The sequence below is a fragment of the Jiangella muralis genome, assembly GCF_001270745.1.
Taxonomy (GTDB): domain Bacteria; phylum Actinomycetota; class Actinomycetes; order Jiangellales; family Jiangellaceae; genus Jiangella; species Jiangella muralis.
The window spans coordinates 1-514 of the sequence record NZ_LFXL01000094.1 but is presented as its reverse complement, the minus strand read 5'-3'; the positions used below and the strand labels follow the sequence as shown (position 1 = coordinate 514).

Here is a 514-nt window from a genome sequence, read left to right as displayed (position 1 = left end):
GCCGTGCGCGGCACGCTCTGGGTGGAGCACCTCACCCGGTTCGGCGCGGCCCGGACCGGGCTGACGGCGGCGCAGCGCGCCGTGATCGACACCGCGGTCGCGCTCGCCGCCGACCCGGCGGTCCATGACCCGGACGGCCGGCCGGAAGACGCCCTGCGCGACCTGCACGACGACGCCATCGCCGCGTTCGGCGAGCAGGACGCCTACGCCCTGCTGGGCACGCTCGGGCCGGACGACGGCAGCGCGGCGCTGGCCGCCCGGGCCGCCCTGGCCATCGACTGCGACTGCAACACGCGCTACGTCTGGTGCAACGGCTTCCCCTGCCGTCGCGGGATGTGGAACTGCCGCCGGTCAGAGTTCGGCTGCGGCGACCTCTGGGCGTGGCCCTGCGAAGGCATGTGCCTCACCGACTGACGCGTCCGCCGGTCAGGTGCGCAACCTCCGGCTCGGCGACCGGCGGCGACGCCGTTCCGACGCCGGGATGAAGGCGTCGCCGGTCCACGCTGGGCGTCCG

The 514-nt window shown here is 75.9% G+C and carries 1 protein-coding gene; it reads left to right on the top strand.

Annotation, left to right across the window (positions count from 1 at the left end; genetic code table 11):
- A partial coding sequence (locus tag ACW62_RS32815) for a bacteriocin fulvocin C-related protein (protein WP_157575155.1) occupies positions 1-414 on the top strand: 414 nt, incomplete at its 5' end.
- Positions 415-514: the final 100 nt, after the last annotated feature.